Below are 26,524 nucleotides of genomic sequence, written 5' to 3' on the forward strand. Positions count from 1 at the left end.
GTAATCAAATTTATTTCATCAATAAAGTTTAAAATCCCAAAGCCCGTAGTCGCTTGGGGTTTTTATATTAATGGCTCACCCGTTGAATTGCTTCATCATAAGTTGGGCTAGGTTTGTACTGATTGGCAAGTTGGTAATGTTGCTTTGCTTGAGCAAAGTCTTGATTATTTTCATAGATTTTACCCATGTTGTAATGTGAATAGGCACGGGTATTGTCATTGCTTGCAAGAGCGATTGCCTTTTGATTTGCCCAAAGTGCTTCAGATGAACGATTTAACTTCTGATAAGCCACAGCAAGATTACTATAGGTTTGTCCAATATTTGGGTTGTAATCAATCGATTGTTGATAAAGCATTGCAGCCTGTTCAAATTGATTATTTTTATACGCCTTATCTGCATTTAAATTTAAGGTCTTGGCACGTGCTTGAGCTGCTGCTGAAACAGGCACAATATTTACCCGCGTGCTTTGGCTTTGATAGTTGGAAACACTTGAACCTACTTGGCTGGCATTCACCGTTGTTCCTGACATGCGGTTAATGTCCTGAATTTCACCTTCAGGGCTGATACGGAAAACCGTCCATAAATTACCCGTTTGACCCGTCGGTACATAATAAGAACGAATTAGCGATTCACCAGTATAGACCATCACTTTGGCTTGGCTGTTGGATAAGTTTGTCGTATTCGGTTGTCCACGATCTGAGAAATCATGTACAGAATAAACATAATATTGACCCTCCAAACGTCGATCAATCGTCACGGTTTCAGGACCATATGAATCGACATCATCCACATCTAGATTGGCTTCTAAACCTTGCTTGCGATCCCAGTAAATGTGCTGATTTTTATAACTTAAATGTGAATCTAAATCAGATGGATTTTTACCCCAGTTAAGGACGATACGCATACTATTTAAATCTTTGAGCACAGGACTCAGCGCATAAGTCATACCATCACAAGGGCATTTGGCAACTAATGTTGAATAACCTGATTTTTTGATAATGAGTAAGTTATCAGCATTGTCTGTGGTATTGGCATTCACCGTTGCACGACCATGACTATTACTTGAGCTTGAAGCAGAACGTTCACCATTCTTTTGTAAAATCACTTCGGCATTGGCAATATTTTGATCTTTGATCGTGGCACTGAGCACATGCACATTGATCGCATCTGCATGGCTGAGGATTGGAATTGTAAGTGCTAAGATAGATGAATATAAAAGATGTTTCTTCATTGTTTATTACTCTTCTTTATATGGGGATATTTATATGCGGAAGTTGCATTTTTGAAGATGTTTTGAACAAAATTAACGGATTTTTAATTTTTGCATCGTTATATTTTGTAAGGATTATTTTGAATGATTGCTCAGTTTCAAGCAGCAATGCACTACTTGAAACATGAGCGTATTCACTTAGGCATTAAAGCGCATAGATAAATCAATTGCTTTGACATCTTTGGTTAAAACACCCATCGAAATATAGTCCACGCCTGTTTGTGCAACTTCATTTAAATTATCAAGGGTAATATTACCCGATGCTTCGAGTTTACAGCGCCCCGCCACATGTTTTACCGCGTCAATCATTTGTTGTTGACTGAAATTGTCGAGCATCACAATATCTGCTTTGGCTTCAATGGCTTGATCAAGCTCCTCCCAAGTCTCAACTTCAACTTCAACTGGTTTCCCTGGTGCAATTTGATGTGCTTTGGCAATCGCTTGTGCGATACCACCTGCTGCCATGATATGGTTTTCTTTAATTAAGAAAGCATCAAATAAACCCAAACGATGGTTTTGACCACCACCAATGGCAACCGCATATTTTTGAGCAATACGTAGACCTGGCAATGTCTTACGTGTATCAAGAAGTTTGGTATGCGTTCCATCTAAATATTTTACATATTCAGCTGTTTTGGTCGCTACCGCAGACAGCGTTTGGATGAAATTCAAGGCGGGGCGCTCAACAGTCAATAAGCTACGTGCTGAACCCGCAAGTTTATAAATGGTTTCATTGGCTTTGACTAAATCACCATCATTTTTAAGCCATGTGATTTCGACATTTGGATCATAGGTTTGGATCAAAGCATTGACCCACGGCTGTCCTGCCAAGATCATATCTTCACGGGTGATAATAGTTGCTGTGGCTTGTTCATCTTCAGGGCTCAAGAGTGCCGTAATATCCGCATCACCAATATCTTCTTGAAGGGCTTGTTGAATATTGATTTGAATAGATTGTTCAAGCAAAGATGCAGGTATGCTCATGGATGTCCCTATCGGTGTAAGCTTCAAAAACTGAGCGCTATATTATCACCGTCCTTTGTAATTTGAATAAGTTTTTATTTTAATCAGATCAGAGTAGACTAGAATTCCAATAGATTCTTGAAAATAGAAAAAACGCTATGCAATCTGCACCGCAGTTTCAGGTCGTAAATGGACAATTAATTGGCGCAAGACAAGTCCCATCCCCCAATTATAATCAACGCCCTGAACATACCGAAATTCAGTTGATCGTGATTCACAATATTAGTTTGCCACCATCACAATTTGGTGGCGGCTATATTGAACAATTTTTTCAAAATCAATTGGATTGGTCATTACATCCTTATTTTCAAACGATTGAAGGGATGCAAGTGTCTACGCATTTATTGATTTTACGGACTGGTGAAGTTCTACAATTTGTCAATTTCAATGATCGTGCATGGCATGCGGGACGTTCAACGTATTTAAGCAAAGTTGAATGTAATGATTATTCGATTGGCATTGAACTTGAAGGCAGTGATGATACTGATTTTGAAGCAATTCAATATCAAACATTGGTCGATGTTGTGGCAACATTACAAACCACATATCCAAAAACTGATCATCATATAGCAGGGCATTCTGATATTGCACCGGGTCGTAAAACTGATCCAGGACCGCATTTTCAGTGGCAGGAATTTAGACAAAGTTTGTCTATTCAAAAGCAGCTTGAAACAAAATAACGGATTAACGTATAGATTAAGCCAATTTAGTTGGTGAAAACTCAAGTAAAATGCCGTGTTGGTTATGATTTAACAACGCAAATTTAAGAATATTTAACTACAATAGCGACTTTATTTAACTGGGTGAATGCGATGGCGCTGTGGCGATCCACCTTTATTGTCAGTGCAATGACCATGTTGTCTCGAGTTTTAGGACTTGTGCGAGATATGGTTTTGCTCAATGTGTTTGGTGCAGGTAAGGATTTCGACACCTTTGTTGTTGCCTTTCGTATTCCCAATTTTTTTAGGCGATTATTTGCCGAAGGGGCTTTTTCTCAAGCCTTTATTCCAGTCTTAACAGAATACAAGACCACAAAATTACATGCAGAAGTACAAATTCTAATTAGTCGGGTCTTTGGCTGTTTGTTAACAGTCATGTCCTTACTGACCTTATTTTGTATGATCGCAGCCCCTGTAATTTTGTATGTATATGCACCTGGATTTCATAACGATCCTGCTAAATTTGATCTTGCAGTAGATATGTTTCGTTTAACGATTCCTTATTTGATGTTTATGTCGTTAACTGCATTTGCAAGTAGTATTCTGAATAGTTATGGTTCTTTTGCATCGCCCGCATTTTCACCGGTACTGCTAAATGTAGCGATGATAGCTGGCGCTTGGTGGTTAGCACCACATATGGCTGCACCGATTATGGCATTAGGTTGGGCTGTCGTTGCAGCAGGTGTATTACAACTTGCCATTCAAATTCCTGAATTGTGGAATAAAAAATTACTGATTCCACCCAAAATTGATTTTAAGCATGAGGGTGTAGATCGGATTCTTAAGTTGATGTTACCTGCATTGTTTGGTGTATCGGTGACGCAAATCAATTTGCTCCTCAATACGATCTGGGCATCATTTATGCAAGATGGCTCAGTGTCTTGGTTGTATAGTGCGGAACGTATGACTGAGCTGCCACTTGGATTGATTGGTGTTGCGATTGGTACAGTGATTCTTCCATCACTTTCAGTAAGTAAGGCTGAACAAGACCAAGCAAAATTCCGCAGAATGTTAGATTGGGCAGCACGTGTCATTTTTCTTGTGGGTATTCCTGCAAGTATTGCATTATTTATGCTATCGACGCCGATCATCCAAGCTTTATTCCAACATGGTGCATTTGATGCACGTGATACACAGATGACTGCGATGGCATTGCAATGTATGAGCGGTGGTGTATTGGCATTCATGCTAATTAAAGTGTTTGCACCCGGTTTTTATGCGATTCAAGATACCAAAACACCTGTGCGAGTGGGTCTAATGGCTGTCGCAGCCAATGCGATTTTAAATGTCATCTTTATTGGGATTTTTAAACTGATTGATTGGCAAGCGGAACATATGGCTTTGGCGATTGCTTCTTCAGGTTCAGCATTGGTCAATGCAGGGATGTTATATTTCTATTTGCACAAGAAAGATATTTTTAGATTTGGTGCACATTGGAAAAAATTATTCATCCAATATGCGATTGCAAATGCTGTCATGATAGTTGCATTGTGGATCGGCTTGACTTGGTACAAAGGCGATGTTTCGCAATGGATTCGTATTCTTGAAGTGGTTGGTTTATGTGTACTTGGTGTGTTTGCTTATGCAGTAGCATTATTGGCAACAGGGTTTAGACCAAGACATTTGAAGCATTAATCCAATTCATTTGAAAGTCTAAAAAGTAAAAAACATCGCCTTTGTGCGATGTTTTTTTATTTGAGAATGGTTTAGATTACCAATTTAAATCATAAATTTATGGTAAAACTTTTAACAGTTCAACATCAAAAATTAAAGTACTGTTTGGACCAATGCTATCCCCAGCACCGATTTCACCATACGCCAATTTTGCAGGAATAAAGAAGCGGTATTTCGCACCTTCTTTCATGAGTTGTAGACCTTCTGTCCAACCTTGGATTACTTGACTGACTTGGAATTCAACAGCTTCATTACGTGCGAAAGAGCTATCAAATACAGTGCCATCGAGTAAACGCCCTTCATAATTGACAGAAACTTTTGATTTGGCTGTAGGCGATTGTCCTGTGCCTTGCTGGAGAATACTGTATTGCAAGCCACTTGGACGTGTTATTACACCAGTTTGTTTCGCATTATTTACCAAGAAGGCTTCGCCTTGTTTGGCATTTTCACCAGCAATTTTTTTAAACTCAAGCATTTGTTTGGCTTCACTTTGTTGCTTGTATTGCGCTAAAGCTTTTGCCATTTCTTCATCAGTTAAAGTCGCTTTTTGGCCAGAAGAGCCTTCTTTAATCCCTTGAATAAATGCATTGAGATTGATTTGCTTTAATGTTTCAGCATTGCTACGTCCCATGACATAGCCATAACTATAACCCAATTGATCTTGTTGGGAACTTTTATTATTGATAGGTGCTGAAAAAACAGTTGTGCAAAGTGTACATAAACCGAGTGTAATCAGTGTTTTTTTCATAATGAATATCCAAAAAAGGAGAGCGATGCTCTCCTTTCTTTAATTATTTAACTTGAAGTAATTCAACGTCGAAAATTAAAGTGCTATTTGGCGGAATCGTGCCTGGTACACCTTGTTCACCATAAGCTAATTTTGCAGGAATATAGAAGGTTGCTTTACTGCCTTCTTTCATCAGTTGCAGACCTTCCGTCCAACCAGGAATCACTTGATTGAGTGGAAATTCAACAGGCTGTCCACGATCATATGAGCTGTCAAATACTTTGCCATCTAAAAGTTGCCCTTTGTAATGTACAGTCACCATAGATGAAGCAGTTGGCTGTTTGCCTGTACCTTCTTTGGTGACTTTATATTGTAGACCTGAAGCTGTCGTGATCACGCCTGCTTTTTTTGCATTCTCTGTGAGGAATGAATCATTGGCTGAATTGGTTTGTTTGGTTTTCTCTAATTGTTTCGCTTGCATTTCTTTTTGGAATTCTACATAAGCGGCTTGAAGTTCTTCATCTGTGTATATACGTTCTTTTTTTGCATGACCATCACGAATACCATGAATAAATGTGTTTACATCGACTTCCGGTGGTGTTTGGCTTGCAACTTCATAACCAAGTGCATAGCTAATTTTTTCAACAGGTTTTGCGTTTTTTGACATTGAACTACTGTTTACATCAGCAGGGTGTTGAGTTGCATAATAAACAGGTACAAGTGCAGCACCACCTAAAATAACAGCAACTGCGATGGGTAAGGCTTTACTCATGAAAATATCCAAATATTAATCTTTTAAGAGGCTAATTTGATCATTAGCATAGACTGAATAAGCATATAACGTCTTCATCATAAACGATATAGTAATCTGATCATGACAACTAAAAATATACAGATTCGAATAGTAATAAAAAGCCAGATCTAAATCTGGCTTCTCTTAATGTGAATATTTATTGGGAGTTAATCTTCTTTAGAAGAACCATAAGCATATGCATAGTTATAACCATAATTTCCACCTAGTGAAGCTTGGACATCATTTAAGATTATGCCATTCACTTTAGTACCTGCCTGTTCAAAGCGATTGATGGTTAATTCAAGCTCTTTCATCTGGGTTTTCGCATATCGTGCAACTACAAGATTTACCCCAACAAACTGAGAAATAATGATGCCATCAGTTACTGCAAGTACAGGTGGTGTATCAATAATGATATGGTCATATTGCTGTGATAATAGCGCTAGAAGTTCGCTAAAACGGCTTGAACTTAACATTTCAGAAGCATTGCCTTGATTCTTGCCTCGAGCCAAGAAGTCAAGGTTTTTGACTGTTTCAGACTGTACAATACATTGTTCAATTGAACTTTGATTGGTTAAATACTCGGTTAAGCCTGGTGAGGTTTCACGATCAAAATATTTATGTAAATAACCACGACGAATATCTGCATCAATTAAGAGTACTTTTTTATCACCTTGTGCAAAAATTGCCGCAAGGTTGGTTGAGATAAATGATTTACCAATTTCAGGTGAAGGACCAGAAACTGCAATAATATTATTTTTAGCTTTGTTTAAAGCAAAATGAATCGTGGTTCGGATGCTACGTAGGCTTTCAATTGCAACATCTTCGCTATTTTTAACAGCCAAAATAGGAATCGATTTTTTCTTTTTCAGTAACTGAACACGGCTTTCTTGAATCGGAGAGCGCGGCACTGTTGCATATACAGGAAGATCCAATTCATTTTCAATACGAGATGAATCTTTGATTCCAGACGAAAGCATGTTGCGGAGTAGCGCAATAAGAACACCAATAAAGCCGCCGACAAAAATTGAAAGAATTAAAACGATCAATTTACGTGGCTTAATTGGTTTAACAGGCTCTATGGCAGTATCAATAACGCGAACATTCCCGATTTCACCTGCTTTGACAATCTTTAATTGTTGGTAACTATTGAGTAACTCAGTATAAAGCTCAGTATTGACTTTAACATCGCGGTAGAGTTGTAGGTATAAACGTTGAGTTTCAGGTAAACGTTTAATCGCTTGTCCAAGTTCAGTAGATTTCTTGCTAATTGCTGCAAGCTGTGCATTGATTTCAGTCATCAAAGGGTGATCTGGAGTATATTTTGCAGAGTATTCAGCTTGTTTTTGCTTCAATTCAATTCGCATTTTTTCCAATTCAACATTTTGCTTTAACATCAACTCAGATTCTTGAGTGACATCGACAGTATTATATTGTTCACGGAATTTATTAAATTTGATCTCTGATTCTTCAAGCTGTTTTTTGAGTTCAGGGAGTTGTTGATCTAAGAAACCAAGAGTTTGCTTTGATTCTAAGGTTTTACGTTCAATATTTTGTTCATGATAAGTACTTAAAATATGATTCAGTACTTGAGTAATATGTTCTTGATTATTTCCAGTAAGGCTTAAACCAATGACGCCAGTCATTTTACCCTTTTCAGCAACAGCGTAACTTGTTTGTAAAACTTTCACTGCTGATGGAAGTGAAAGTTTAGTCACAGTTATATCTTGTTTAAAAGGGTGACTGCTATTAATTTGTATATTCCAAATTCCTTTACTGTCTTGTGATTTATTGAGTTGATTGAGGGTACCTTTAAAAATTGTTTGTTCTTTATAGCTGAGATTAAATTTATTTTGATTAATAAATTGAATGACTAATTCTTTATCTAAATAATATTGAGGAACTTCAAATTTGAGGATAGATAAGTTGGCTTGGTTATTTTGATAATGAACTGCTTTAGCACTATAGCTTAACTGTGTTTTGTCCTTTGAAATTAATTTATGAAAAAAGGTATCATCAGTATCTTTAATTTGAATGTCTAGATTCAAATCTTGAATAACTTTACCGAGTACAAGTCTAGAATTTAGGATTTCAATTTCTGCATCTGCAGGGGATTTGGCACCTAATCCTCCAGCAACATCTTTCAATTGACCCATCAATGCTGCTGAAGCAGCACTTTTACCATCTTCTACTTGAACTAGGGCATCAGTAGAATAAACAGGCGTTGTGACTCGCAGATAAAGTAAGGCGCAGATCAAACTTAAAATGACACAAAGAGCAATCACTTTCCATTGCGCAATTAAAGAGAAAAATAACTCTTTTAAATCAATTGTGTCATCATTCGTATTTGAATTTTGGTTCATAAGTTAACAACTAATTAAAATTTAGAGGTGTGATTGCCAGTCTTTGGCATAAGCTTGGATATTTTTACATGTTTCATCAAAAAAAGCTTGATCATGTTTATAAGGGTCGGGCACATTTTGACCTTGCCAATGTCCTAGGCGGAAGACTTTACCTTTGGCGAATGGCCATTTTTGCTCAATATGTTGAGATTGATTTTTACTCATCACCAGAATGAGATCAGCCTTTTTGATGATTTCTGCATTAATTTGACGTGCAGTATGAGTACGCATATCTATGCTGAGGCGATCCATACAGGCAATGGCTTTATCATCGGCAGGATGATTAACCATTGCAGAAAGTCCTGCAGATTCAATATTTAGATTTGGATGATTATGTTTAAGAAAATACTCTGCCATTGGGCTACGACAAATATTCCCTACACATACCACCAGTATATTTTGAATCTGCATAATTACTTCCCTAATTGATCAAAGGAATATAGGGCACTAGAGAATGGAATGATCTGATTCATAATACGTTGCCAACGGCTTAAACCAGTTGCATCTATATAGACAATATCATTTTTTTGCATTGCAAATTGATTGGCTAAAGCTAGGTTTCCAATACTACTTAAATTTAAATGATAAATGGTAGATTGTTTAGTGTTTAAGTCAGTGCGCATCACATAGATACGCGCAGCACTTGCAGAATAAGGGTTAATCCCTTCACTCTCACCCAAGACATCACTAAGTGTCATACCTTGATCGCGTAAGGCTAATGCCTGACTACGACTAGATTCACCCATCACATATAGCTTTTGATCTTGCTTGGTGTTGACATAAATAGTGTCATTCGGTTGAATCAACAAGTTATGTAAAGATAACCCTTGCTTTTCGAGTTGTATAGTATTTAAGTTAAAGGTTTGACCATTTCGAATCAATTGAATATTAGTGTTGTCCCCAGTTTTAGTATCGATACCCCCAGCTTGCCCTAAAGCTGTGTAGATACTAATAGGTTGATCATTGAGTGTATATTGTCCACTGCGCATGACTTGACCATTGACAAAATAACGGCGTCCTTCATAAGACAGTACACGAACAACAACATCAGGGTGCTTTAAATATTTTGCAAATTGATTATGCAAAAAACGATTTGTTTCAGCTAGGGTTTTACCTGCGATTCGTACAGAACCAATAAGAGGTAGCTGGACATTGCCATTCGGATCAATTGGATAACCAACAGCTTTAACATTAGTTGCATCTTGAATCGGAGGGGTAATCTCAGGATAAGCCCAAAGTTGAATCGAGAGTACGTCACCAGCACTTAAACGATAAATACTCTGCTGGTTATGAAAAAGTGATGCAACTTGACCAAAATTTTTTTGATTGATTGTACTGATATTAGGGATATTGTTTTGATTCAATTGAACAACAGAAAGTTCAGCACCTTGGTCAGTTTTATATTGACCTTGATCTGGTAAATCATAAGTTTGAAGTCCAGATGTAATAGCGCAACCAGAGAATGAGACCGAAATTGCTAACATTGTAAAAAGTGATATGCGCGAATGCTTCACATTTAATACCCTTATTTTATATTGCGTTGTTGCTTTGAATCCAATTTTGAAAGTGAATTGTAAGCTAAAAAAGTGAAGAAGGGTATCTTCAAGGCTGATACTAATGTAGTAAAACATAAAACATCTTGTTTAGACTTGTAATATTTTATATGAGCAAAAAAGTTTGTTAAGCCAATATACAGAATGTTACCAAGATTAAGTATTTGTATTTTATTGACTTGGTTTATGATAGGAATTGCTTACTATACTGAGTATAATATTTATTAAATTCAGGTTTTGAAAGTTCAATTTCAAATGAGTCTTGTAAAAAAGATATTGTTGAATTAGAACAGCTTTAAAATTTTTAAAATGATTCATTAGGAAACAATATGAAAGTTTTGGTTACTGGTGGTGCCGGATTTATTGGATCAGCAGTTGTAAGATATATTATAAAAAATACTCAAGATGAAGTATTAAATATTGATAAGTTAACCTATGCTGGTAATTTAGAGTCTTTAATAGACGTTGAACAAAATGAAAAATATCAATTTAAGCAAATCGATATTTGTAATGCTAATGAATTGACTATAGCTTTTAATGAATTTAAGCCTGATTTAGTGATGCATTTAGCTGCTGAATCGCATGTAGACCGTTCTATCGATGGTCCAGCTGAATTTATTGCAACCAATATTGTAGGAACATATACACTTTTAGAAGTTGCGCGGAAATATTGGGTGCAACTCGATGAACAAGCTAAAACGAAGTTTAAATTTCATCATATTTCTACGGATGAAGTGTATGGGGATTTAGAGGGTACAACAGATTTGTTTACTGAAACGACTTCGTATGCACCAAGTTCACCTTATTCAGCAAGTAAAGCCAGTTCAGATCATTTAGTGCGTGCTTGGCAACGTACTTATGGATTGCCAACGATAGTGACCAATTGTTCAAATAATTATGGTCCATATCATTTCCCTGAAAAATTGATTCCATTAGTCATTTTAAATGCATTAGATGGTAAGCCTTTGCCGATCTATGGTAAAGGTGATCAAATTCGTGATTGGTTGTTTGTGGAAGATCATGCACGTGCACTTTATAAGGTTGTAACGGAAGGTGTGGTTGGTGAAACTTATAATATTGGTGGTCATAACGAAAAACAAAATATAGAAGTTGTAAAAACAATTTGTAGAATTTTGGATGAATTAAAACCGCAAGCAAATCAACAATCATATGAGTCATTAATTACATTTGTAACAGATCGTCCAGGGCATGATTTGCGTTATGCGATTGATGCAACAAAAATTAGCAATGATTTAGGTTGGAAGCCTGAAGAAACATTTGAAACAGGTATTCAAAAAACTGTGGAGTGGTATTTAAATAATTTAGAGTGGTGCCGTCGAGTTCAAGATGGTAGCTATCAACGTGAAAGATTGGGTGTAAGTGCATAATGTCAAAAACAACAAAGGGTATTATTTTAGCGGGTGGGTCTGGAACTCGTCTGTATCCAATTACTAAAGGTGTTTCTAAACAACTTTTACCAATTTATGATAAGCCAATGGTGTATTACCCATTGTCTGTATTGATGTTGGCTGGAATTCGTGAAGTTTTAATTATTAGTACGCCTGAAGATATAGATGGTTTTAAACGCCTATTGGGTGATGGTTCTCAGTTTGGTGTAGAGCTAACTTATGCTGTTCAGCCGAGTCCAGATGGTTTAGCACAAGCATTTATTATCGGTGAAGATTTTATAGGTGATAGTAATGTTTGTTTAGTGCTTGGTGATAATATTTTTTATGGTCAAGGATTTACACCAATGCTTCGTCAAGCGGTTGCACGTCAAAAAGGTGCAACAGTATTTGGCTATCAAGTCAAGGATCCTGAGCGTTTTGGTGTGGTTGAGTTTGATGAGCAGAAACGTGCAGTTTCATTGGAAGAAAAACCAAAACATCCGAAATCAAATTTTGCTGTGACAGGTTTGTATTTCTACGACAATGATGTTGTGCAGATTGCAAAGCAAGTTAAACCCTCTGATCGTGGAGAGTTAGAAATTACTACAGTAAATCAAATGTATTTAGAGCGCGGTGATCTGAATGTAGAATTGCTTGGTCGAGGCTTTGCTTGGTTGGATACAGGCACACATGCAAGCTTACTCGAAGCAGCACAGTTTGTTGAAACCATTGAAAAACGCCAAGGCTATAAAGTTGCTTGTCTTGAAGAAATTGCATTGCATAATGGTTGGTTATCTAAAGAGCAGGTTTTGGCGATTGGTCAAAGTATGAGTAAAAATGACTATGGTCAATATTTGATTTCTTTAGTGGATGAAGATTGATGAAAGAACCAATTTACGTTACTCAGCCAGTTTTACCAAAATTAGATGATTTTATTCCTTATTTAGAGCAAATTTGGAAAAATAAAGTTCTAACCAATTGTGGTCCTTTACATCAACAGCTTGAGCAAGAGTTATGTGATTACTTGGGTGTGGAATACATTTCACTCTTTAATAATGGAACTATTGCACTTGTTACAGCTCTCCAAGCATTGAACTTAAGTGAAGGTGAAGTAATTACAACACCTTATACTTTTGTTGCAACAGCACATTCTATAGTTTGGAATAAATTAACCCCAGTTTTTGTAGATATAGACCCAGTAACCTCAAATATTGACCCTAAAAAGGTTGAGCAGGCGATTACCGAAAAAACAGTTGCGATTATGCCTGTGCATTGTTATGGCATCGCTTGTGATGTTGAAGGCTTACAAAAGATTGCTAATGAACATCATTTGAAGCTAATTTATGATGCGGCACATGCTTTTGGTGTGAAATTTCAAGGTCAAAGCTTATTAAATTATGGTGATGTCAGCGTGATTAGTTTCCATGCTACAAAAGTATTTAATACTTTTGAAGGTGGTGCGATTGTTTGTCATAGCCTAGAAATGAAACAGCGAATTGACCGTTTAAGAAATTTTGGTATTGTGAATGAAACTACAATTGATGATATTTCTTTAAATGGTAAGTTGAGTGAAGTTCATGCAGCTTTAGGATTGCTCCAATTAAAAACAATAGATCAAACTTTATTTGCACGCAAAAAAATCGATAGCCATTATCGTGAGTTGTTAAAGGATGTTGAAGGAGTTTTATGTATTCAACGATCCATCACTGATACTGATAACTATTCATATTTTCCAATAGTGATCTCCCAACCCTATCCATTAACTCGTGATCAGCTGTTTGAAAAATTGAAAGAGCGTAATATTTTTGCTCGTAAATATTTTTATCCAATTATGACTGATTTAGATATATACAAAAAATTTAAATCTAATACGCCAAATGCTCAAATATTATCAGAAAAGGTACTTTGTTTACCTATGTATCCGACTCTTAAAGATGAAGATGTTCAACAAATTGTTTGTGTTATTAAAGATGGTTCAAAATAATGAGTAAAAAGATTCTTTTTTTAGGAGCTGCACCGTCACAGGTTCCACCAATTGAATATGCAAAATCACAGGGTTATTATGTGATTACGTGTGATTATTTACCTGAGAACCCTGGTCATAAGCTTGCTGATGAATATCATAATGTTTCTACAACAGATAAAAATGCAGTTTTAGGATTGGCTAAAAAACTAGAGATTGATGGTATTGTCGCTTATGCATCAGATCCAGCAGCTCCTACGGCAGCATATGTTGCAGAGAAGATGGGGTTGCCTGGAAACCCGTATGACTCAGTATTAACTTTGGCTCGTAAAGATTTATTTAGAGCCTTTTTAAAGGAACATGGATTTAATGTTCCAAGATCAGAATCTTTTTACCAACTTAGTGATGCTAAACAATGGTTAGATCAAATCAGTGTGCCAGCTTTTATTAAACCTGTAGATTCTTCAGGTAGTAAAGGTGTAACGGAAATTCATTCAAAAGAGCAATTAGACGAAGCTTTTAAATATGCTTTGGGTTTTTCTCGTGAAAAAAAGGTTGTAGTTGAAGAGAAAATCGTAAAACAGGGCTATCAAGTCGCTGGCGATGGTTTTGTTGTAGACGGTCAACTAGCTTTCCGTTGTTGGGCTGATGAGCATTTTGATAAGCTATGTAATGGTTTAGTACCAATTGGCCAGACTTTTCCAACATCTCACCATGAGAACTTATTAGAAGACGCTCATCGAGAAACACAGCGCTTATTGAGTCTTTTAGATATTCAAACCGGTGCTCTTAATTTTGATTTTCTATTTTCTGAAGATGGAAGATTTTACTTTTTAGAGTTAGGGCCTCGTAATGGTGGATGTTTGATTCCTGAAGTGATTAGACATGCGACAGGTATTGATTTGATCAAAGCTACGGTTGATGCGGCACTTGGTTTGGATTGTAACTACGTTATTCAAACTCCAGTTAAAGGTTTTTGGTCTAGTTATATGGTTCATAGTTTAGTCGATGGTAATTTTGAGAGTTTAAATATTTCTGAGCGTGCCAAAGATATGATTGTTGACCAAAATATTTATATATCAAAAAATGAAGTGGTAAAACAGTATAGTGGTTCAAATGATACGCTTGGTATGATGATTCTAGAATATCCAACAATGGAAACAATGTTAGATATGATTGATAATATGGAGAAAGATATTCGTGTTACAACATTATCATAATCGTGATTGTATTGAATTAGTTATAAGAGAGTTGGAAAGTAATCCAACTTTCTTAGCGTTATCAGGTGAAAAGCAAAGGGAATATTTTTTAAAAATAGATAAGCACGCTGAATTTATTAAATATGATTATGAGTCTAATTTGGCAGGATTTATAGCTTGCTATTGTAATGATTATGAGTCAAAAAAGGCATTTATTACATTAGTCCTAGTTGATCATAAATATAGAGGGCTTGGAATTTCTAAAAGAATGTTTTCTCAACTTTTTACTTTTTTAAAAAATAAAGGTTTTTATTTATGTAGTCTTGAAGTTAAATTAGACAATGAACCTGCGCTGAACTTATATAAGGCTTTGGGTTTTGAGGTATTTGAAACAAGTGATAAAAATTATACCACGATGTGCATCAAGCTCTAATTTCATGATAAATAAATCACTACAGCTTAATATCTTAGCGAATTACATAAGTCAAATTTACATAGTGATCATTAGTATTGCTATTTTACCTATATATATGAAGTATATGGGTGCAGAAGCCTATGGATTAGTGGGTTTTTTTGCAATGTTACAAGGACTCTTTGGTCTGCTTGATTTTGGTTTAACACCAACAATTAGTCGCCAAACAGCTCAATATAATGCTGGTGTAGAAACAGCATTAGGATTTCGCCAACTTTTTAGATCTCTTAGCATCATTTTTACTGGAATAGCGTGTGTAGGTACCAGTTTTCTTTTTTATTATAATCAGTCTATTGCAGAGCATTGGTTAAAATTAGAAGATTTAGCTATGTCTGACGTGTTATTTTGCCTACAGATCATGGCAATTTGTGTTGCACTTAGATGGATGACAGGGCTTTTTCGTGGTGTTATTACTGGATTTGAAAAGCTAGTTTGGTTAAGTATAAGTAATATTATCATTGCTACTTTTAGGTTTCCATGTGTATTGCTCTATATGTATTTTTATGGATTCTCAGTAAATAATTTTTTTATATTTCAATTGATTGTTGCAATTTTTGAGTTCCTAATATTGGCTTGGAAGTCCTATATTCTTCTTCCAAAGCTTGATCACTCTCAACAAATAGGTTGGTCACTGGTACCAGTGAAACCTCTATTAGGTTTTGCTTTTACCATTGCATTTACTTCATCTGTTTGGGTTTTACTGACTCAACTAGATAAATTTGTATTATCGGGCATATTGCCTCTGTCTGAGTATGGTTATTTTACGCTTGCTGTTTTAGTAGCGGGTGGAATTTTACAAATAGGCGCACCAATTAGTTCAGCAATTATGCCTCGAATGGCGCGTTTACAGGGTGAACAAAAATATCAAGACTTAAAAACAGTTTATTTAGGAGCTACAGAGTTTGTAACGGTCATTGTTGTAACAGCCGGAATTATCTTAGCTGCACTTGCAAAACCTGTATTGTATGTTTGGACAGGTGATGTTGCACTGTCAGAAAATGCTGCACCAATATTACAATTGTATGCCTTAGGTAATGCTATTTTAACTTTAGGTGCCTTTCCTTACTATTTACAGTATGCCAAAGGCAATTTAAGGTTACATTTTATTGGTAATATTATTACAGCAATATTGTTAATTCCTACCATAGTTTGGGCTGCTAAAAACTATGGTGCAATTGGGGCTGGTTGGGTTTGGTTACTGATCCAATTATTTTATCTCATTCTATGGGTAAGTTATGTGCATAAAATTATTGAGCCTAATATTAACTTGAAATGGTTCAAGTGTTTCTTACCAAGTGTAGGTAGTGTTGCTATAGCATCCTACACGCTTATTCATTTTATAGATTTTTCAGAGCAGAGAAGTATTGCATTTTTACAAATCTGTTTTTTTAGTTTGGTGTGCCTCATGGCCTCACTACTTAGCTCTAAACAAGCTAGAAGTATCATCCAGTCAAGAGTGCTAAAGAGATTTCTATGAATATAGAAAACGAGATTAAAGTATCGGTATGTGTAGTCACGTACAATCAAGAGCATTATATTGCAGAATGCCTTGAAAGTTTAGTCAATCAAGTAACAAATTTTAAATATGAAATTATAGTTGGAGAAGACTGCTCAACTGATCGTACTCGAGCAATCGTACAAAGCTATGTAGAAAAATACCCAGATTTAATAGTGCCGTTATTTTATAGTAATAACATAGGTGCAGTTGAGAATATTAAACAAGTGTACAAAAAAGCTAAAGGTAAATATATTGCACATCTGGATGGTGATGATGTTGCTTTACCAAATAAGCTTCAAAGACAATTTGATATTTTAGAGACGAATCCTGATTGCTCTATTTGTGTTCATAATATGAATGCAATAGATGGAAACTCTAAAGAAATGAGTAGAGCTTTTTCATTATTTGAGGAAAAAAAATATAGTTTGTTAGATATATATTTAATCAATCCATTTTTCATACATTCCTCCAAAATGTTTATAAACAGAATTGATGAGTATCTTGACCAGTTAAATGTAAATGCTTTAGATATAGAGGTACATATTGAACAAGCTAAACAAGGTGATATTTATTTTTTAGAAGAGTGTCTAGGTGCGTATAGGCAGTTTGTAGGTGTTACTTATGAAGGAAAGTTGATAAACCCTCTAATTCCAGATCGTATTCAAGATGTTTATCATAAGTTCCCGTATCATAGGTATTCTAGCAATGAAATTAAAAAAGTTAAAATTAAGTATGCTTATATTTTATTACAGTATACGAATCACTATGTGATTCATAATGATTTTGAAACAGCAAAAGAGTTTTTTATAAAATCCACTAAATATCATTTAGGTTTTCTGACAGCTTTCTTTTCATTAGTGCTAGTTTATCCCAAAATTCTAAGAAAAATACTGAAATATAGAAATCAGGGGAAATAGTTTTTTATGAAAAAAATTCACATTAATCCTTTTTATTTATTGGTATTTTTTTACCTTATTATTAATTTTATTTACGCTATTATAGGTTTTTATGATGGTGAAATGGAAATTGAGTTCCAGCATAAAATTATAGATAAGATATCTTTTATTTATGCTTTTATTTTTCAATTAATTTCTGTTTTTCTAATAGTTGTAGCTTATATTGTTGCTTCTAATAAGTATGTGGCAAATAATACTACTGAATATTCAGATAAAATAGGTTTTTTCCTGCTTTTTGGTCAAATATTGTATTTAGTTGTCAATCTTCTTTATAATGCAAATATAGCAGGGAGCTCAGAAGTTTTTTCTGGAAACCCATTATTAAATATGTTTTTTATATTACTACCCTTTGATATTCTTTTTTTTATATTAGGAGTTTCTCTTAAAAGTAAGAAATTATTTTATTTAAATTCTATAATATATTTAATATCAAACTTATCGAGGGGCTGGATGGGGGCGCCTTTACTTTTATTGTTTGCAGTTTTATGTAGGAGTAATGGGTTTTATTTAAATGGTAGAAATTTTTTTAAAATTCTAGTTTCAATAGTTATATTTGCAATTATTTGTCCTTATTTATTGGAGTTGAAGTGGGTCATTAGAGGAGGTTATGATCTTATTGATGTTGTAAATAATGTAGATAGTTATGGTTATGAAAGATATTTTTTTGAAGCTATGGATTATGTTTTTAATAGGTTTCAACATGTCGGTCATGTCGCATTAATACTTGATAATAGTGATTATCTTGGTATGAAATATAGTCATATGAGTAATATGGTTCCTTATTGGGCAGAGGGGCTAATACAGTCAATATTTATGAATGTTGCACATATCGATGGGTATCTTACTTTTTCAAGATTTACAACGATGTACTTATTTAAAGTATCACTGGCCCAAAGTTGGACTACAAATGTTGGAATGGCTAGTTGGTTTTTCATTTTAGGATATAAAGTTATATTTTATATTTTATATCTTTTGTTGGTAATATTTATTCCCTTTATGTTTGTTGCTAAATATGCAAATAGACAAATATTTTTAATGTTAAGTGTTTTTGCTATATTTTATTTATTTCATGGATGGTTTTTTGCTTATCTAACTTTCTGTACTTATGCAATGATTATTGTGTGTTTGAGTAAACTAAAAGTATGAAAATTCTTTATTTAATTACTGGTCTAGGTGGTGGTGGTGCTGAAAAGGTTGTTGCTGATTTAGCTGACCAAATGTCGTTAAGAGGACATAGTGTAAAAATTGCCTATTTAAAGGGAGAGGTAGTAGTGCAGCCTGAAAATAAATCTATAGAACTTATTTATTTGGGCTTAGAATCGTTGAAAGATACAAAGATAGCATACCTCAACTATAAAAAAATAATTTTAGAGTTTGCGCCAGACGTTGTGCATTCACATATGGTACATGCCAATCTTTTTGCAAGACTCGCTCGTAAATTTTATTCAGTACCTAAACTTATTTGTACGGCGCATAATTCGAATGAAGGTGGAAGGTTACGAATGTTATTTTACCGCTATACAAATTATTTATCTGATTTCAATACAAACGTAAGTAGAGAGGCAACAGAAAAATTCATTAAGTTAAAGGCATTTACAAAAAGTGCGATAACTATTTATAATGGAATTAATCTAGATAAATTTTATAATAATAATAATTTAAATAAAAATAATTTTACTCAAAATGGGGAGAAATTGATACTAGCAGTAGGACGATTCAATCTTCAAAAAGACTATCCAAATTTACTAATAGCGATACGTAAATTAAAAGAAACAGACCAATTAAAGTTTAAGTTAATTATTGCGGGGGATGGCGAATTAAGAACTTTAATTGAGAAATCTATTGTTGAGTTTGATCTTATTGATGATGTAATCCTGTTAGGGCGAAGAGATGATATTCCTGATCTAATGTCAATTGCAGATGTATTTGTATTATCTTCAGCATGGGAAGGATTCGGATTAGTTGTTGCTGAGGCTATGGCATGTGAAACTTTTGTTGTGGCAACAGACTGTGGTGGTGTGAAAGAGGTTATGGGAGGGTTTGGTCAATTAGTTCCAATAAAAAATTCTGATATATTGGCTGAGAAATTACAATATGCACTAAATTTATCTACTAGAGAACGATTAACAAATAATAAAAATGCTTTGAAATATGTACAAGATAATTTTGACCTTCGGCATATAATAGATCAATGGTTGAGTATATATGCAAGCAAATAAAAAAATTGTTCTTATCGGAACAACAGGCTCTAGTTTTTATGGCTTTCGCGCGGATTTAATCAAACAGTTAGTTTCTGAAGGGCATACAGTTTATGCTTTAACGTCAGAATATACAGAGCAGTGTTTAGAAAAGATAAAGGTATTAGGTGCAATCCCTGTAACTTATCAGTTGAGTCGGGGGGGGCTAAACCCATTTGCTGATATACAATCTTTTCTGCAACTCAAAAAAATATTAAAAAATCTGCAACCTGATATCGTATTTTCATATTTTGCTAAGCCAGTTATTTACGGAAGCATGGCAGCGAAAGCGGCAAAAGTACCTACAGTAATCGGTATGTTGGAAGGGTTGGGTTATACTTTTACCAACCAACCTGAAGGGCAAAGTGCTAAAACGAAACTCATCCGTAACATTCAAGTGCTACTGTATAGAATGGCTTTCCCTTGTTTACATAAAATGATTTTCTTAAATCCAGATGATCAATATGATTTAATGCAAAAGCATAATCTAAAAGTGGCTGAAGTTCATATTTTAGGAGGAATTGGATTGAATTTGGAAGGTTATCCATATTCCGAAGCAGAAATGTCTCCAGTCAAATTCTTGTTTATTGGTCGATTACTTAAAGAAAAGGGCGTTTTTGAACTTATAACAGCGATGAGGCTCGTAAAAGTCAAATACCCTCAAGCACATTTTACAATTTTAGGTGCAATTGATCATCAAAATATGGGCGCATTAAAGCAAGTGGAATTAGATGCCCTTCTTGAAGAGCAATTATTTGAATATCCGGGCTATGTTACAAATGTAAATCAATGGATAACAGATTCAAGTGTGTTTGTTCTGCCATCATATCGTGAAGGTGTGCCACGAAGTACCCAAGAGGCTATGGCAATTGGTCGTCCTGTAATTACAACTGATGTACCAGGTTGCCGTGAGACAGTTATAGATGGTTTGAATGGCTTTTTGGTACCAAAATGGGATGCTGAAGCATTAGCAGAAAAAATGTGTTATTTTATAGAAAATCCTGAACAAGTGAATTTAATGGGATTAGAGAGTTATAAAATAGCTCAAGAAAAATTTGATGCTGATAAAGTAAATTCAAAATTGATTGAAATCATGGGTTTAAAAAACTAAATGAAAAGATTAGTTGATATAGTTATTGCTTCAATAGCACTTTTATTGTTGTCGCCAATTTTTTGTTTGGTTGCATATAAGGTTCGAAAAAATTTGGGCTCACCCATTTTCTTTTATCAAGAGCGTCCAGGAAAAGATGGCAAACTTTTCAGAATGATGAAGTTTCGTTCAATGAAAGATGTGAATGATGTACAAGGTAATCCTTTACCAGACGAACAGCGAATAACCCCATTTGGACAAAAGTTACGTTCAACAAGTCTTGATGAAATGCCTCAACTGCTTAATGTACTGAAAGGTGATATGAGTGTTGTCGGTCCTCGACCAATGTTAAAAGAATTTGTTGAACTCTATTCTCCTGAGCAAGCACGTCGTTTAGAGGTTCGTCCAGGTATGACAGGGTTAGCACAAATTAGTGGGCGTAATGAATTAGACTATGAAGACCGTTTTAAATGTGATGTGTGGTATGTAGATAATCATAATGTCTTAGTCGACTTTAAAATTATGTTTAAAACAGTATCAGTTATGACAAATAGAGATGGGATCAATGCCCCAGGTCATGTTGGACCTTCCTTGTTCAAGGGTAATGAACCCCAAACTAAAAATGATGAAGTTAAGTCATAAACATAAATGAGTAATGAAGTTTACAGTATGATCAAAAAAGCTATTCTCCCTGTCGCTGGTCTTGGTACACGTTTTTTACCAGCAAGCAAATCTATTCCAAAAGAAATGGTCACTGTGGTAGATCGCCCAGCAATAGAATATGTGGTGAAAGAAGCAGTTGCTGCAGGAATTGAACAAATTATTTTGGTCACACACTCTTCAAAAGCTTCAATCGAAAATTATTTTGATCGTAATTTTGAGTTAGAAACAACTTTAGAAAATAAGAAAAAAATTGATTTGCTTAAAGAAATTACAGAAATTTTACCAAGTCATGTGAGTGTGATTAGTGTACGTCAACCTCAGCCTTTAGGTTTAGGGCATGCTGTACTCTGCGCAAAGGCTGTTGTAGGTGATGATGATTTTGCCGTGCTATTGCCTGATGTATTAGTTAAAGAAAATAGTACCGAAAATGATTTAGCGCGAATGATTCGTCGTTTTGATGAGTCAAAGGCCTCTCAAATTATGGTCGAAGCTGTGCCAGACCATCTGGTTGATCAGTATGGTATTGTTGATGTTGCTCATTCACCAGATGAAGGTGAAAGTATTGTGATGCAAGGTATTATAGAGAAGCCTGCTGTGGGTACTGCACCATCAAATCTATCTGTTGTTGGTCGTTATGTTTTGCCTGCGAAAATTATGCAACTCCTAGAGCAAACACCAAAAGGTGCGGGTAATGAAATTCAATTGACAGATGCAATTGCTACCTTACAAAAAATTGAAAATGTTGAAGCTTACCGTATGAAAGGGCAAACTTTTGATTGTGGTAGTAAAATTGGTTACCTAAAAGCAGTATTGCACTATGGTGTAGAACATCCTAAGTTAGGTAATGAATTCAAAGAACTGATTAAAGAATTAAATTTATAAAATATTGGACTCTATATGAAAATTTGTGTTTTTGGCACAACCTTACAAGCTGGCGTGATTGCCGGCTTGTTTGCCGAATATGGGCACCAAGTTTCATGGTGTCCTCAAGTGGGACAAGAAAAGCAAATCTCGATTCATTATCAAGATTCTAATCTGAATCAATTGATTCATAAGCAGTTTTCTAATAATGCTTTGCAATTAGTCGGTTTGAGTAATATTGATTTTCAAAGTGAAGTTTTTGTATTTAGCTTTAATCCAACTGAATTTGATCAAGCAATTGCATTGGCTGAACAATTAAAAGTGCAACCCGTGATTCATCCGAAATTGATGATTAATGGCTCTACTTTTGGTTTGGAAGGTACTGAAAAACTAAAACAAATTTTAACTTCAGATCATTGGGCGTATCTACCAGATACGATACAAGAAGGTAATGCTGTTGAGAGCTTTATTGATTTAAAGCAAATTATTGTCGGTGTGGATGGTGTTGAAACCCAAACGCTCATTGAAGAATTACTTCGACCTTTCTTTCAATTAAAGCATCAATACTTATTTATGCCATTCTTGGATGCCGAATTTACCAAGTTGAGTATTTCAGGCATGTTGGCAACACGTATCAGCTACATGAATGATATGGCACAAGTTGCAGAAAAGTTAAATATTGATATTCAAAATGTCAAACAAGGTCTTGCTGCAGATAGTCGTATTGGGGCGACATATTTATCACCAGGGGTAGGCTTTGGCGGTGAAAACTTTTCACATGATATTTTGACACTTACTGGCACGGTGGCAGGTTCAGGTATTAAAAGTCAGTTATTAGACCAAGTTTGGGCGATTAATGAACAGCAAAAAGAGATTTTATTCCGTAAGTTATGGAATTATTATCAAGGTCAATTGTCAGGGAAAATTGTTGCAGTTTGGGGTGCATCATTTAAAGAAAATACTTCGAGTATTGATCATTCACCGATTCATGCGATGTTAACAGCATTATGGGCGCAGGGGGCGATTGTACAATTACATGATCCACAAGCCTTGGATCGAGTGAAACAATTATATGGCGATCGTGCTGATTTAATTTTATGTAAGGATCAATATCAAGCTTCTGAACAAGCGCATGCATTATGTATTTTGACGGCTTGGAAGCAATATTGGAGTCCTGATTATCATCAGTTAATGTTAAAAATGGTACATCCGCTGATTTTAGATGGTCGTAATATTTTGAATCCTGACTTTGTCAAAGCACAAGGTTTTGCTTATCAAGGTGTAGGTCGCGTATGACACATTCTATTCATAAAAATGAGCAAGCTGAACTCAGTTTCACACAATTACAGGATAAGGCATTTGCACAACAATCTGTTAAATTGACCGATTTATTTCAACAAGACGCGCAGCGATTTGATCATTTTTCAGTCCACTTTAATCCATTGAGTTTTGATTATAGTAAGCATCGAATAACCCAAGAAACGCGTGATCATTTATTTGATTTTGCTCATTCAAAGCAACTGGGTGAATGGATAAAACGTCTGTTTACCGATGAAGCAATTAACTATACTGAAAACCGTGCAGCAATGCATTGGGCATTACGTTTACCTAAAGATAACCAAGATTATCCTGCACTTTCCAGTATGGTACATCAACAGTTAGATCGCATGTATCAGTTGGTGGACAAAGTGCATACTGGGCAATGCCGTGGTTCTACTGGTGAAGTCATTCAAGATGTGGTTAATATTGGTGTGGGGGGATCAGACCTCGGACCCTTGATGGTCAGTCATGCTTTATCGGATTATAAAGTGAGTACTGCGAAGCCTTTAAAAGTCCATTTTGTTTCAACCATGGATGGAAGCCAACTTTCTGAATTACTGCATCAGCTTCGTCCAGAAACGACTTTATTTATTATCTCATCGAAATCTTTTGGCACGATTGATACATTGTCCAATGCGCAAACTGTCCGCCAATGGTTAGAAAAAGCATTAGGTTCACATCAAAGTGTGGTGCAACACCATTTTATTGGGGTTTCGACCAAGCCTGAAAAAATGACCGAGTGGGGAATTGCCAAAGATAATCAGTTCTTGTTATGGGATTGGGTGGGTGGACGTTACTCACTTTGGTCGTGTATTGGTTTGCCTATCGCATTGCAAATCGGGGTAGAAGGCTTCAAGCAGTTATTAGCAGGCGCGTATGCCGTTGATCAGCATTTTCAAAAAGCGCCATTTGAACACAATATTCCTGTATTAATGGGCTTGCTCGGCGTTTGGAATAATAATTTTCTGAATATTCAAACGCATGCAGTGCTTCCTTATGATGGTCGTCTTAAGTACTTTGCTTCCTATTTACAACAATTGGAAATGGAATCCAATGGTAAGTCGATTCAACGTAATGATGAGAAAGTTGATCTAAATACCTGTCCAATTGTTTGGGGCGAGGTTGGGCCAAATGCGCAACATGCATTTTATCAATTGTTGCATCAAGGCACACATGCAGTCAGTTGTGACTTTATTGCACCCGTACAGCGTTATAATGCCAATCAATTTACTTATGCGGAAAATGCAGAAGCGTTAATTGAACAGCATCACTTGGCTTTATCAAATTGTTTGGCGCAATCGCGTTTATTGGCATTTGGTAATCAGGCATTAAATGCCGATGAATTAGCTCAATTGCCGTTATATAAGCAGTATGAGGGGAATCAGCCAAGTTCTACAATTTTGTTACAAGAACTTAGTCCATATAGCCTTGGTATGCTGATAGCTTTATATGAACATAAAGTGTTTGTGCAATCTGTGATTTGGAATATCAACCCATTTGACCAATGGGGCGTTGAAAAAGGTAAAGAAATTGCCAACCAATTGCTGCCAATTTTGAGTGGGAAAGAAAAAGATATTTCTCAATTAGATGCATCGACTCAAGGATTGATAAAAATCTTGTTGGGTAAAGAATAGAAATAGAGGAATAAAAGTATGGCGACAATTTTAGTGACAGGTGGTGCAGGTTATATTGGCTCACATACCTGTGTAGAGTTATTAGAAGCTGGTCATGAGGTCGTTGTTTTAGATAATCTCTCAAACAGTTCAGAAGAATCATTAAAGCGTGTTCAGGAGCTGACTGGAAAATCGCTCAAATTTATTCAGGGCGACATTCGTCAACAGCAAGATCTAGATCAGGCCTTTGCTTCACATCAGATTGATGCGGTGATTCATTTTGCAGGGTTAAAAGCTGTAGGTGAGAGTCAACAGATCCCATTGACTTATTTTGATAATAACATTGCGGGTTCGATTCAATTGGTTCAAGCGATGCAGCGTGCCAATGTATTTAATTTGGTTTTTAGTTCATCTGCAACGGTCTATGATGAAGCAAATATTTCACCACTCGATGAAACGATGCCAACAGGGATGCCAACCAATAATTATGGTTATACCAAGCTGATTGTTGAGCAATTATTAGAGAAATTATCTGTTTCTGATGAGCGTTGGTCGATTGCATTATTGCGTTATTTTAATCCTGTTGGTGCACATAAAAGTGGACGTATTGGCGAAGATCCGCAGGGAATTCCTAATAATTTAATGCCTTATGTGACACAAGTGGCTGTTGGTCGTCGTGAAAAATTGTCTATTTATGGTAATGATTACAATACAGTAGATGGTACTGGTGTGCGTGATTATATTCATGTGGTGGATTTAGCCAATGCACATCTATGCGCTTTGAATAATCGCCTTACTGGGAAAGGTTGTCGTGCTTGGAATGTTGGTACAGGCAATGGATCATCTGTTCTTGAAGTAAAAAATACCTTTGAGAAAGTGAATGGTGTAAAAGTTGCTCATGAAATTGCACCAAGACGTTCAGGCGATGTGGCGACTTCATTTGCCAATAACACACGTGCAGTCGCTGAGTTAGGCTGGACACCAAAACATAATTTAGAAGACATGTTGGCTGACAGTTGGAATTGGCAAAAGCAGAATCCAACAGGTTATAAAGCATAGTTTTAAAGAGATGAGGAAAAATAGGCGCAATCCGCGCCTATTTT

General features: G+C 35.7%; 24 protein-coding genes. 17 read left to right on the plus strand and 7 right to left on the minus strand.

The features are described 5' to 3' along the window. Positions 1-67: 67 nt before the first annotated feature. Both EXE10_RS05605 and nadC read right to left on the minus strand, forming a co-directional pair. Positions 68-1,231, minus strand: coding sequence for a YfaP family protein (locus tag EXE10_RS05605; RefSeq protein ID WP_130112646.1), 1,164 nt, complete (start codon positions 1,229-1,231; stop codon positions 68-70). A gap of 177 nt (positions 1,232-1,408) precedes the next feature. Next, positions 1,409-2,254: a carboxylating nicotinate-nucleotide diphosphorylase gene (nadC, locus tag EXE10_RS05610; protein WP_130112647.1), complete on the minus strand. Its 846-nt coding sequence runs from the start codon at positions 2,252-2,254 to the stop codon at positions 1,409-1,411. 137 nt (positions 2,255-2,391) lie between these two features. Here nadC and ampD point away from each other — a divergent pair, with 137 nt between their 5' ends. Together ampD and murJ are read left to right on the plus strand one after the other, a co-directional pair. Then, the gene (ampD, locus tag EXE10_RS05615) at positions 2,392-2,973 is read left to right on the plus strand and encodes a 1,6-anhydro-N-acetylmuramyl-L-alanine amidase AmpD (RefSeq protein WP_130112648.1); all 582 of its coding nucleotides are present in this window, start codon (positions 2,392-2,394) and stop codon (positions 2,971-2,973) included. A gap of 123 nt (positions 2,974-3,096) precedes the next feature. Beyond that, positions 3,097-4,647 (plus strand): murein biosynthesis integral membrane protein MurJ, encoded by a 1,551-nt coding sequence (gene murJ / locus EXE10_RS05620; protein WP_171478488.1) that lies wholly within the window; start codon positions 3,097-3,099, stop codon positions 4,645-4,647. Positions 4,648-4,744: 97 nt separating this feature from the next. Here the strand turns inward: murJ and EXE10_RS05625 are convergent, their stop codons facing one another. The 5 genes from EXE10_RS05625 to EXE10_RS05645 all read right to left on the minus strand — a co-directional run bounded on the left by EXE10_RS05625 (position 4,745) and on the right by EXE10_RS05645 (position 10,092). Continuing rightward, positions 4,745-5,434, minus strand: a complete 690-nt coding sequence (locus EXE10_RS05625) for an FKBP-type peptidyl-prolyl cis-trans isomerase (protein WP_130112650.1) — start codon at positions 5,432-5,434, stop codon at positions 4,745-4,747. A 43-nt stretch (positions 5,435-5,477) separates the two neighbouring features. Beyond that, entirely contained in the window at positions 5,478-6,185 is a 708-nt protein-coding gene (locus EXE10_RS05630) for an FKBP-type peptidyl-prolyl cis-trans isomerase (protein ID WP_068975560.1), read from the minus strand. A 188-nt stretch (positions 6,186-6,373) separates the two neighbouring features. Beyond that, entirely contained in the window at positions 6,374-8,569 is a 2,196-nt protein-coding gene (locus tag EXE10_RS05635; RefSeq protein WP_130112651.1) for a polysaccharide biosynthesis tyrosine autokinase, read from the minus strand. 21 nt (positions 8,570-8,590) lie between these two features. After that, the gene (locus EXE10_RS05640) at positions 8,591-9,019 is read right to left on the minus strand and encodes a low molecular weight protein-tyrosine-phosphatase (protein ID WP_130112652.1); all 429 of its coding nucleotides are present in this window, start codon (positions 9,017-9,019) and stop codon (positions 8,591-8,593) included. A gap of 2 nt (positions 9,020-9,021) precedes the next feature. Further along, positions 9,022-10,092 carry a polysaccharide biosynthesis/export family protein gene (locus EXE10_RS05645; protein ID WP_228256783.1) on the minus strand — a complete coding sequence of 357 codons (1,071 nt, stop codon included), beginning with the start codon at positions 10,090-10,092 and terminating at the stop codon, positions 9,022-9,024. A gap of 398 nt (positions 10,093-10,490) precedes the next feature. On the opposite strand from EXE10_RS05645, the gene rfbB reads away from it, so the two are divergent. From rfbB to galE, 15 genes are read left to right on the plus strand one after another with little or no spacing between them, the layout of a single operon-like run. Continuing rightward, positions 10,491-11,549: a dTDP-glucose 4,6-dehydratase gene (gene rfbB / locus EXE10_RS05650; protein ID WP_130112654.1), complete on the plus strand. Its 1,059-nt coding sequence runs from the start codon at positions 10,491-10,493 to the stop codon at positions 11,547-11,549. Continuing rightward, positions 11,549-12,430 carry a glucose-1-phosphate thymidylyltransferase RfbA gene (rfbA, locus tag EXE10_RS05655; protein ID WP_130112655.1) on the plus strand — a complete coding sequence of 294 codons (882 nt, stop codon included), beginning with the start codon at positions 11,549-11,551 and terminating at the stop codon, positions 12,428-12,430. Before rfbB ends, rfbA begins: the two co-directional genes overlap by 1 nt. After that, a complete protein-coding gene (locus tag EXE10_RS05660) occupies positions 12,430-13,533 on the plus strand; it encodes a DegT/DnrJ/EryC1/StrS family aminotransferase (protein ID WP_171478489.1) in 1,104 nt (367 codons plus the stop codon). The genes rfbA and EXE10_RS05660 overlap by 1 nt, the downstream gene beginning before the upstream one ends. After that, positions 13,533-14,732, plus strand: a complete 1,200-nt coding sequence (locus EXE10_RS05665; protein WP_130112657.1) for an ATP-grasp domain-containing protein — start codon at positions 13,533-13,535, stop codon at positions 14,730-14,732. The genes EXE10_RS05660 and EXE10_RS05665 overlap by 1 nt, the downstream gene beginning before the upstream one ends. Continuing rightward, positions 14,713-15,144: a GNAT family N-acetyltransferase gene (locus EXE10_RS05670; RefSeq protein WP_165382987.1), complete on the plus strand. Its 432-nt coding sequence runs from the start codon at positions 14,713-14,715 to the stop codon at positions 15,142-15,144. The genes EXE10_RS05665 and EXE10_RS05670 overlap by 20 nt, the downstream gene beginning before the upstream one ends. A 4-nt stretch (positions 15,145-15,148) precedes the next feature. Continuing rightward, complete coding sequence (locus EXE10_RS05675; protein ID WP_130112659.1) at positions 15,149-16,660, plus strand: oligosaccharide flippase family protein; 1,512 nt, start codon at positions 15,149-15,151, stop codon at positions 16,658-16,660. Beyond that, positions 16,657-17,598, plus strand: a complete 942-nt coding sequence (locus EXE10_RS05680; protein WP_130112660.1) for a glycosyltransferase family 2 protein — start codon at positions 16,657-16,659, stop codon at positions 17,596-17,598. Before EXE10_RS05675 ends, EXE10_RS05680 begins: the two co-directional genes overlap by 4 nt. A 6-nt stretch (positions 17,599-17,604) precedes the next feature. Further along, entirely contained in the window at positions 17,605-18,783 is a 1,179-nt protein-coding gene (gene wzy / locus EXE10_RS05685; RefSeq protein ID WP_130112661.1) for an oligosaccharide repeat unit polymerase, read from the plus strand. Further along, a complete protein-coding gene (locus tag EXE10_RS05690) occupies positions 18,780-19,856 on the plus strand; it encodes a glycosyltransferase (RefSeq protein ID WP_130112662.1) in 1,077 nt (358 codons plus the stop codon). Before wzy ends, EXE10_RS05690 begins: the two co-directional genes overlap by 4 nt. Continuing rightward, positions 19,843-20,985, plus strand: a complete 1,143-nt coding sequence (locus EXE10_RS05695) for a glycosyltransferase family 4 protein (protein ID WP_130112663.1) — start codon at positions 19,843-19,845, stop codon at positions 20,983-20,985. Before EXE10_RS05690 ends, EXE10_RS05695 begins: the two co-directional genes overlap by 14 nt. Next, positions 20,986-21,606: a sugar transferase gene (locus EXE10_RS05700; protein WP_130112664.1), complete on the plus strand. Its 621-nt coding sequence runs from the start codon at positions 20,986-20,988 to the stop codon at positions 21,604-21,606. A 27-nt stretch (positions 21,607-21,633) separates the two neighbouring features. Then, entirely contained in the window at positions 21,634-22,509 is an 876-nt protein-coding gene (galU, locus tag EXE10_RS05705; protein ID WP_130112665.1) for a UTP--glucose-1-phosphate uridylyltransferase GalU, read from the plus strand. Positions 22,510-22,524: 15 nt separating this feature from the next. Then, entirely contained in the window at positions 22,525-23,784 is a 1,260-nt protein-coding gene (locus EXE10_RS05710) for a UDP binding domain-containing protein (protein ID WP_130112666.1), read from the plus strand. Further along, on the plus strand, positions 23,781-25,442 hold the full coding sequence (gene pgi, locus EXE10_RS05715) for a glucose-6-phosphate isomerase (RefSeq protein ID WP_130112667.1): 1,662 nt from the start codon (positions 23,781-23,783) through the stop codon (positions 25,440-25,442). Before EXE10_RS05710 ends, pgi begins: the two co-directional genes overlap by 4 nt. Before the next feature lie 18 nt (positions 25,443-25,460). Then, entirely contained in the window at positions 25,461-26,480 is a 1,020-nt protein-coding gene (galE, locus tag EXE10_RS05720) for a UDP-glucose 4-epimerase GalE (RefSeq protein ID WP_130112668.1), read from the plus strand. The last annotated feature ends 44 nt before the right edge of the window (positions 26,481-26,524 follow it).

The organism is Acinetobacter sp. WCHAc060033 (genome assembly GCF_004209125.1).
GTDB classification, from domain to species: Bacteria; Pseudomonadota; Gammaproteobacteria; order Pseudomonadales; family Moraxellaceae; genus Acinetobacter; species Acinetobacter wuhouensis.

Coding starts and splice junctions, on each gene's coding strand:
- EXE10_RS05605 (WP_130112646.1), bottom strand. CDS start 1,231: ATGAAGAAACATCTTTTATATTCATCTATCTTAGCACTTACAATTCCA.
- nadC (WP_130112647.1), bottom strand. CDS start 2,254: ATGAGCATACCTGCATCTTTGCTTGAACAATCTATTCAAATCAATATT.
- ampD (WP_130112648.1), top strand. CDS start 2,392: ATGCAATCTGCACCGCAGTTTCAGGTCGTAAATGGACAATTAATTGGC.
- EXE10_RS05625 (WP_130112650.1), bottom strand. CDS start 5,434: ATGAAAAAAACACTGATTACACTCGGTTTATGTACACTTTGCACAACT.
- EXE10_RS05630 (WP_068975560.1), bottom strand. CDS start 6,185: ATGAGTAAAGCCTTACCCATCGCAGTTGCTGTTATTTTAGGTGGTGCT.
- EXE10_RS05635 (WP_130112651.1), bottom strand. CDS start 8,569: ATGAACCAAAATTCAAATACGAATGATGACACAATTGATTTAAAAGAG.
- EXE10_RS05640 (WP_130112652.1), bottom strand. CDS start 9,019: ATGCAGATTCAAAATATACTGGTGGTATGTGTAGGGAATATTTGTCGT.
- EXE10_RS05645 (WP_228256783.1), bottom strand. CDS start 10,092: ATGTTAGCAATTTCGGTCTCATTCTCTGGTTGCGCTATTACATCTGGA.
- rfbB (WP_130112654.1), top strand. CDS start 10,491: ATGAAAGTTTTGGTTACTGGTGGTGCCGGATTTATTGGATCAGCAGTT.
- rfbA (WP_130112655.1), top strand. CDS start 11,549: ATGTCAAAAACAACAAAGGGTATTATTTTAGCGGGTGGGTCTGGAACT.
- EXE10_RS05660 (WP_171478489.1), top strand. CDS start 12,430: ATGAAAGAACCAATTTACGTTACTCAGCCAGTTTTACCAAAATTAGAT.
- EXE10_RS05665 (WP_130112657.1), top strand. CDS start 13,533: ATGAGTAAAAAGATTCTTTTTTTAGGAGCTGCACCGTCACAGGTTCCA.
- EXE10_RS05675 (WP_130112659.1), top strand. CDS start 15,149: ATGATAAATAAATCACTACAGCTTAATATCTTAGCGAATTACATAAGT.
- EXE10_RS05680 (WP_130112660.1), top strand. CDS start 16,657: ATGAATATAGAAAACGAGATTAAAGTATCGGTATGTGTAGTCACGTAC.
- wzy (WP_130112661.1), top strand. CDS start 17,605: ATGAAAAAAATTCACATTAATCCTTTTTATTTATTGGTATTTTTTTAC.
- EXE10_RS05690 (WP_130112662.1), top strand. CDS start 18,780: ATGAAAATTCTTTATTTAATTACTGGTCTAGGTGGTGGTGGTGCTGAA.
- EXE10_RS05695 (WP_130112663.1), top strand. CDS start 19,843: ATGCAAGCAAATAAAAAAATTGTTCTTATCGGAACAACAGGCTCTAGT.
- EXE10_RS05700 (WP_130112664.1), top strand. CDS start 20,986: ATGAAAAGATTAGTTGATATAGTTATTGCTTCAATAGCACTTTTATTG.
- galU (WP_130112665.1), top strand. CDS start 21,634: ATGATCAAAAAAGCTATTCTCCCTGTCGCTGGTCTTGGTACACGTTTT.
- EXE10_RS05710 (WP_130112666.1), top strand. CDS start 22,525: ATGAAAATTTGTGTTTTTGGCACAACCTTACAAGCTGGCGTGATTGCC.
- pgi (WP_130112667.1), top strand. CDS start 23,781: ATGACACATTCTATTCATAAAAATGAGCAAGCTGAACTCAGTTTCACA.
- galE (WP_130112668.1), top strand. CDS start 25,461: ATGGCGACAATTTTAGTGACAGGTGGTGCAGGTTATATTGGCTCACAT.